7 protein-coding genes and 1 pseudogene are annotated in these 7,816 nt (G+C 38.7%); all 8 read right to left on the reverse strand.

Annotated features, from left to right (window positions below; genetic code table 11):
- The coding region (locus tag L655_RS0100315; RefSeq protein ID WP_024603708.1) for a phosphoglycerate kinase at positions 1-1,050 on the reverse strand (1,050 nt) is incomplete at its 3' end.
- A 64-nt stretch (positions 1,051-1,114) separates the two neighbouring features.
- Positions 1,115-2,131, reverse strand: coding sequence for an erythrose-4-phosphate dehydrogenase (epd, locus tag L655_RS0100320; protein ID WP_024603709.1), 1,017 nt, complete (start codon positions 2,129-2,131; stop codon positions 1,115-1,117).
- Positions 2,132-2,308: 177 nt separating this feature from the next.
- The gene (locus L655_RS0100325) at positions 2,309-2,971 is read right to left on the reverse strand and encodes a peroxiredoxin-like family protein (RefSeq protein WP_024603710.1); all 663 of its coding nucleotides are present in this window, start codon (positions 2,969-2,971) and stop codon (positions 2,309-2,311) included.
- Positions 2,972-3,315: 344 nt separating this feature from the next.
- On the reverse strand, positions 3,316-4,044 hold the full coding sequence (locus L655_RS0100330) for an SIMPL domain-containing protein (RefSeq protein WP_024603711.1): 729 nt from the start codon (positions 4,042-4,044) through the stop codon (positions 3,316-3,318).
- A 77-nt stretch (positions 4,045-4,121) separates the two neighbouring features.
- Positions 4,122-4,814: a hypothetical protein gene (locus tag L655_RS0100335; RefSeq protein WP_024603712.1), complete on the reverse strand. Its 693-nt coding sequence runs from the start codon at positions 4,812-4,814 to the stop codon at positions 4,122-4,124.
- Positions 4,815-4,872: 58 nt separating this feature from the next.
- Entirely contained in the window at positions 4,873-5,496 is a 624-nt protein-coding gene (locus L655_RS0100340; protein ID WP_024603713.1) for a 3'-5' exonuclease, read from the reverse strand.
- Positions 5,497-5,511: 15 nt separating this feature from the next.
- The gene (locus L655_RS0100345; protein ID WP_024603714.1) at positions 5,512-7,350 is read right to left on the reverse strand and encodes a DUF294 nucleotidyltransferase-like domain-containing protein; all 1,839 of its coding nucleotides are present in this window, start codon (positions 7,348-7,350) and stop codon (positions 5,512-5,514) included.
- Positions 7,351-7,473: 123 nt separating this feature from the next.
- Positions 7,474-7,816: pseudogene (locus L655_RS0100350) on the reverse strand (cation acetate symporter); the annotation flags it as partial.

Raw genomic sequence — 7,816 nt, forward strand, 5'->3', positions numbered from 1 at the left:
GGCTAGGGTATCACCACCACCCGCAATCGAAAATGCATTTGAGTTAGCAATTGCTTGTGCAATAGCACGTGTGCCATTACCAAATTGGTCAAACTCAAACACGCCAACAGGGCCATTCCATACAACAGTGCCCGCATTTGCAATAATTTTTGCAAGCTTGCTCGCTGTATCAGGACCAATATCAAAAATCATATCATCGCTTGTCACTTCGCTTACATCTTTAAGCGTAGCTACAGCAGACTCAGAAAACTCATTACCAACAACTACGTCAGTCGGTACCGGAATTTCACCATTATTAGCAATCGCTGCTGCACATAAACGGTTAGCTTCATCCATTAAATCAGGTTCGTAAAGCGATTTACCAACTGGGCTACCTGATGCAGCAATAAAGGTATTTGCAATACCGCCGCCAGTAACTAATTGGTCAACAATTTTAGAAAGTGAATCTAAAACGGTTAGCTTAGTAGATACTTTAGAACCACCAACAATCGCTACTAATGGACGCGCTGGGTTATCAAGTGCTTTGCCTAACGCTTCTAGCTCAGCTGATAACAATGGACCTGCACATGCCACATCAGCAAATAAGCCAACGCCATGGGTAGATGCTTGTGCACGATGAGCCGTACCAAATGCATCCATTACATATACATCACACAGTGCTGCAAGTTGCTTAGATAAGGCTTCGTCGTTTTTCTTCTCGCCTTTGTTAAAGCGCACATTTTCAAAAACAACAACTTCGTTATCAGCAATATCAACACCGTTTAGGTAATCTTTTTCTAAACGTACAGTTTGCTCAAGGGCATCGTTTAAGTAATCAGCGACAGGTGCTAGCGAAAACTCTTCATCATATTCCCCTTCCGTAGGACGGCCAAGGTGTGACATAACCATTACTTTAGCACCCATCTCAAGCGCTAATTTAATAGTAGGTAGTGCTGCACGAATACGCGCATCTGACGTCACTTTACCTGCTTTAACTGGTACATTTAAATCTTCACGAATTAATACGCGTTTGCCGTTTAAATCTAAATCTGCCATTTTTATGACCGACATGAACATCTCCTTAGTTAACGATACTGAACCTGAAAAATACGTTTAAAATTATTATATTAATAAATTACTTATTCACTGCCATCATAGCACGCGCTGTGTCGAGCATGCGATTAGCAAAACCCCATTCGTTATCACACCATACCAATAACTTTATCAGTCGTTTGTGACTAACACGTGTTTGTGTGCCATCAATAATACAAGAATGTGGGTCGTGATTAAAATCAACCGATACAAGCGGCTCTTCGGTATAACTTAAAATACCTTCTAAGCGGTCTTTTGCTTGTGCTTTAAGTGCGTTATTTACTGCGTTTAAATCTACATCGGTATTAACCGTTACACTTAAATCCATTGCCGTTACATTTATAGTAGGAACACGTACGGCGATGGCTTCAAAACGGCCTTTAAATTTAGGTAAAATACGGTCTATACCACGGGCGAGCTTTGTATCAACTGGAATAATTGATTGGCTTGCAGCGCGAGTACGGCGTAAATCATGATGATAACCATCAATCACTTGTTGATCGTTCATCGACGCATGAATCGTTGTAATAGCGCCCGACTCAATACCAAATGCATCATCTAATACTTTAATAACCGGCACAACACAGTTAGTTGTACACGAGCCGTTAGACACAATTGTGTGCTCGCGTTTAAGCTCATCGTCGTTAATGCCATACACAATCGTAGCATCAACATCGTTATCAGCCGGGTGTGAAAACAACACCTTTTTAGCGCCTGCAGTAATATGTAGCTGCGCATGTTCACGCGAGTGATAAACACCCGTACATTCAAGTACAATGTCTACATCGAGCGTTTGCCAAGGTAATTCAATTGGGTTTTCTTCACAAAAAAGTGCAATGGTATCGCCTGCAACACTAATGGTGTCTTCACCAAGTTTTACAGGAAAAGAAAAACGACCGTGGGATGTGTCGTATTTTAATAAATGAGCAATAGCTTCAGGATCAGCAAGTTCGTTAATCGCAACAATTTTTATATCGTCGCTCAAACCAGACTCGTATAACGCGCGGACAATATTTCGACCAATACGACCAAAACCATTAATTGCAAGTTTGATTGCCATGAAATATAAAATCCACTCTTTTAGCGTGCAGATAAAGGCAATACGCCTTTTAGATGGCTGTATTGTAATCGACCTTGAGCATTATTATAAGAGGGTAGCATTAGAAACTTTAAATTAAGGTTAAAGAGCTTACGCATTGCAAGCTCTTTGATGGTTCTGACTTTTTAAATTAAGTTTTTATACTAAATTTTTTAATGCGTTAATTATATCTTCTGGCTCAGAACGAGTACGGTAATCAACATCAACATAACGCCAAGTCACTTTACCTTGTTCATCTAAAACAAAGGTGGCAGGGATCGGTAAAACACGACTATTGCCATTATTAACCGACTCTAAATCTAGGCCTCGGTCTACTCGCATATGCTCTAGTAAAAATGTAGGTACTTGCCATGCTACGCCGTAGCTTGCTGCTACATCGGCATTTTGATCACTCAGTACTAAAAAATCCATGTTACTTATTTCATCATCACTAAGTGAGCCATCGGGTACTTGCGGGCTAATAGCCACCAATTGTGCGCCTAACGCATGAATTTCAGGCAAGCGTGCTTGAAGCGCTTTGAGCTGTAAATTGCAGTACGGACACCAACTACCACGATAAAAAGTAACAACTACAGGCCCTTTAGCAAGTAACTCGGTTAACTGCACCGATTGACCATGTTGATTTGGTAACTCAAAACTTGGTGCGCTTTGGTTTAAATCAAGTGCATTAGCACCTTGTTGAAACGCTTTTGCCTGTGCAATCGTTTCATCAACACCTTTCATAAAATCAGGATTACCTTTACGCCCTGCTGCTATTTTTGCCTCAGTTTGTGCTTTTAACGTGTTATCTTCATCGCTCATAATATGGCTACCTTCAAATTAATCAAAAACTTAAAGCCAGCTTACATTATGAAAATGTATTTGAAATGAAAATTTTGGGGCGTGTTGACCATTCGGGGTTAAATTTGTTCTATCTAGGGGCTATTTAATCGCGGCGCGAGGTTTGAAACCTAGTGGGCTAAGTAAAAACCGAGCAACAAAGAGTGAATTGTCCCTAGGACGAACCCAAAGGGCAGCGCATGTTTGGTATTTATGCTGTGTTATCGCCTACTTATGTGGAATAACCACACACCATAGGCTCTGCCTTGCTTTAATACCAAACATACCGCTGCAAATTCAACATCGAAAGAAAAACACGCCCTAACTTAATCATTTACTTCTAAATCAAACACCACGTTTATTGATGATTTAAAGCTTATCGTTTGTTGTAAATAATTTTTGCGAGCTTTAGGAAATGAATCGCTCATTGGATTTACTCTATCTATTTTTTTAACCGCTGCACCAAAGCCACTGTAAACGCTTTTTTGAGTTGAGCTAATAGTGCGTACTTCACCCACTTTTGTACCAAAGGACTTAGCAAGTACATTTGCTTTTTCTTTTGCGTTATTAAGTGCTTGTTGTGTGGCCTGTGCTTGTAACAGCTCAGCTTTTGAAGATAAAAACTCAGTATTTTGAATCGCATTTACTTTTAAATTCAATAAAAAATCACTTAAATCATTCACTCTTTCAATGTTTTTTAGTGTTACTTCAAAGGTCCTTATAGCTGCGTATTCAGCGGGAGCTTGATGCCCTGTTTCAATGTAATCCATACCCGTTTTTTCAACTTTAACACTTGAGGCAACTACATCATCGGCAGTTATTTCAAATTGATTTAGTCCGTCAATTAGTAAATTAACTTTATTATCAAGATCGTTCTTAGCTGCTAAAGGTTCGTTTTTAATACTTATAATTTGAAATAGTATTTTAGCGATATCAGGATTGGCAATCACCTCTGCAGTCCCTTGAACCGAAATTTGACGGCTTGTAGGTAAGCTTGAATTGGCAAAAGTGATAAGAGGAAATAAGGTTAGAAAAATAGTGGTAATGAGTTTCATAATTTGCCCTGAATAAAGTGCCATGCTGAGTTATGCGTTAATAAATAACAGTCAATAGTATTTCTGCGAATGTTTAATTACTGTGTGCTTGATGCAGCTTTTGACTTTGGCTTAATCGTTTTTTCTTGGTGTAGGTTAGGTATTAATGCTGAAATATTTTCTTGTGAAATAATAAGTAACTTATCTTGTTTATTATCATAAACAAATAAATTCCCAATTGTTGAGGCTACTATTTGAACATTTTGAATTTGAGTTACTTTACTCTGAGCAATTGGATAATTTAATGATAAGTGATAACTCATTGTTTTTTCGTTTACTATATCTTTACTATGAAAATGCGCCAATATAGTAGGGTATGTAGGTATTATAAGTGCTAAAAATAATACCGCTGTATAACTAGGTTTTAATAAATAGTACGGGTAACAAAAGCCATAATAAAGTCTTTTTAAAATGTTTGTTTTACTAGGGTCTGGTGTGTGTCCTGAGCGCCAATTGAAATAAATAGCAGTTATAACGATGAGCGTAGTATAAAGAGTAATAAGTAAAGGATTTGAAATCAGTGCCAGTAAAAAGTCACTTATTTCAATAAAGTTGAATACATCAATCGAGAAGTTATTAAGTAAAACGTAAAGATACACGACACCTGACAAACTACCCAGTAAGTAAAGAATAGTAAGAAACACACCAAAATTATTATGAATGTATTTTTTAACTGCTTTAAGGTCATTGTTTAACTGGTTGTAATACTTACTGGCGGCTTCAATTACCATAATAAATCCTTTTAAAATTCTTATCTTAACAAAGTAATTAGTAAATGCTGTAGTTTTGTTAAATTATTGACCTCAACTGCAACTCTTTGCCACGGCTTATTTGATGGCACTGGGCTAGCAGTAACTCGGCGGTCGCTTGTGCGTCAGTAAGGGCATGATGGCAATGATAGCTCGGTAACTCATAACGTGTGCGACAGGCATTTAGGGTTAAATCATCTTGTTTTATTTCAGTTGAATGATGAAGTAAGCGCTTTTGTTCAATATGGAGTGTGTCGATTATGAGTTTGGGACGTATCGTTATATTGGCATTTTTAAGCGCTATTTTTAAAAATCCCCAGTCGAGCATGGCATTATGAAACACTAAAATACAGTCGCTAAAATGTCTGCTTAACTGCGTTAATATACTATTTAGGCTTTGCCCTTTTGCTATAGCATCATCACTAATCCCATGAAAAACAGGACTTTGCTCAAGGCTTTTTACGTCTTTATTTATAAGGTGCTGCGACTCGCTCATTTTTATACATTGGTTATCTATTATCACCCACGCTAGTGATACAATTTCGTGCTGTTTTGCATCAAGGCCAGTGAGCTCTAAATCAATCACCAAATAACGTTGTTGTAAGGCATTTTTGCCTAGTAATTTACGGCGCTTTAAATACCGAGTGAGCAGCTTTTTTACCATGTTAGTAATCCATCATTATAAACTGCCGCGAGCAAACTTAAACGCGGCGGCTTGCTGCGCTTGTTTAACAAGGTAAAACGCTTCTTTTAGTTGATGGCGCTCTAATGAGTTTAATTTATTAGGGTTAATACAATTACTCGGTAAACCCTCTTCGTTTATTTGTGTACTCAAGCGAAGCTGCGTTAAGAACCGCCAGCAGTCTTTTAGGTTGTATATATCTTCTTTGCTGATCAGTTTATGCTTTAGTAGTGCGTCCAACCGCTCTTGTGTGTTGGCGCGCCTAATACCCGCTTTTAGAGCATATAACCGCACTATGTCATTTATAATTACGACACCGCGTTTTTTTAAATCTATATATTTATTATTTTGATCTGTTTTTTCAGTTTTAAATTTATTAAATAAACCAATTGGCACGCTGTTGCTGCTTATGTCGGTTGCCATTGCGGCATAGAATAAGTCGTTACGCGATATACGAATTAATTGCTCGCAAAAAGCGGTGTATAAAGTATTTGAGCCTTCAATAAATCGCAGGTCAAAAAATATTTTACAGTTAAGCATTGCATCAGGCGTTGGGCTTTTTATCCATTTAAAAAATCGCTCGCTCCAGTCGTTTACGCTCATACGGCACTCATCGCTGCTTGCCATAATATTACCTGGGCAACGCCTAATGCCGCATTCAACTAAGTTTTCACATACAAACTCCCCCATGCTTTTAAAGTAAGCGTGTTGCTCGGGAGTTAAGTCGTTTGGAAGTAATAAGCCGTTATCTTGATCTGAATGCAGGGTTTGTTCTTCTCGTGCTTGCGAGCCAAAGCAAATAAAACTAAAGCTGGTTGGCGCTGCGCCATGCTCTTCTTGAAATAAATGAATAAGGCGCGATGTAAGCGCATCAGTTAAACCACTCAGTAATTTACCAATTAGCGATATGTCGTCAATGTTGTACGAAAAACCACGCAAAAGTTCGGGGATTTCTTTTGCGTAGCGTTTTAAATCAGTAACAGTATGCGCTTTGTATATGCGCCCAATAAGCTGTACGGGGTCACTTTTTTGTTGGCGCAGTAAATCGGTGCTGGTTATCATTCCTATCGGGTTATGGTTTTCGTCGAGCACGGGCAAATGATGAATATTGTATTTAAGCATTAAGTGCAGCGCCGAAAACACCCGGTTATTTTCAAATATAAACTTGGGCTTGGCGGTCATAATACTGCTGACTGCATCTTGTGGGTCTACCTCGTCAGCAAGTACTCGATTACGTAAATCGCGGTCAGTCACAACTCCCACTAAGTGTGCGTGCTGCGTTATCATTATTGACGAGACACCATGCTCTTTCATTTTTTTAGCGCTTTGCCTAATACTTGCATCGGGCGAAAGTGTAATTGCTGTGCGGGTCATCAGCTCTGATATTTTACGTTCAGACCAACTATCGTTTTTACTTTTATAATGCGATGACAACAACCGGTTAGCATGAGCGCGTACAAAATATTGCTCAAACGATTTGTATTCTCGGCGTAAATAATCAAAATGCGTTTGAGAGAGCATATACACTATGCCTTCTTTTTGTACCTCTAACCTATTTTGAATTGCTTCGCCGGTTAACAGCGACGGAAAACCAAAATAATCACCTTGCGCTAAGCGTGTAACAACATCCCCCTTGCCATCAACTAGGTCGTACAAACCAGAGCGAATTAAAAATAGTTTAGGGTTTTCACTTTGTAACCACTGCGTTTGGTTTTCGCGGGTGAGGTAAATAATATCAAGATGATTTACAAAATATTCGTATGCGCTGCTATCAAGCAGTGTAAAAGGCGCTTGCAAACAAACGTATTGGGCTATTTCTTGTTGCTCTACACTCATTGTTGTACTCATTAAAAAGTATACACAACACCAATGTACTTATTTATTAAACAAATAAAAAGCCCGACTAAAGTCGGGCTTTTGGTGCTTTATGTTTTCTAAACTGTAACTTATAAATTGTGGCTAATGGTCATGCGCTTCAGCCGATCCTTTAGGGTTACGAATACCTTCAACCATTAGTTGAATTTCAACTGGTGTAGGTTTAGTAAACTTAAGAACAATTGCAGCTACTGCAAAGTTAATAATCATACCAATTAAGCCAATACCTTCAGGTGAAATACCTAAGAACCAGTTTTCAGGGCTGTTTAGCTCTGGGCTAACAAACTTGAAGAAAATGATATACGCAGCGGTAAAGCCAATACCCGTTACCATGCCTGCAATTGCGCCTTCGCGGTTCATTGTTTTAGAGAATATACCCATAATAATTGCTGGGAAGAAACTCGCTGCCGCCAAGCCGAATGCAAAT

Origin of the sequence: Pseudoalteromonas sp. TAE79, assembly GCF_000498015.1 — a bacterium.
In the GTDB taxonomy this organism is placed as follows: Bacteria; Pseudomonadota; Gammaproteobacteria; order Enterobacterales; family Alteromonadaceae; genus Pseudoalteromonas.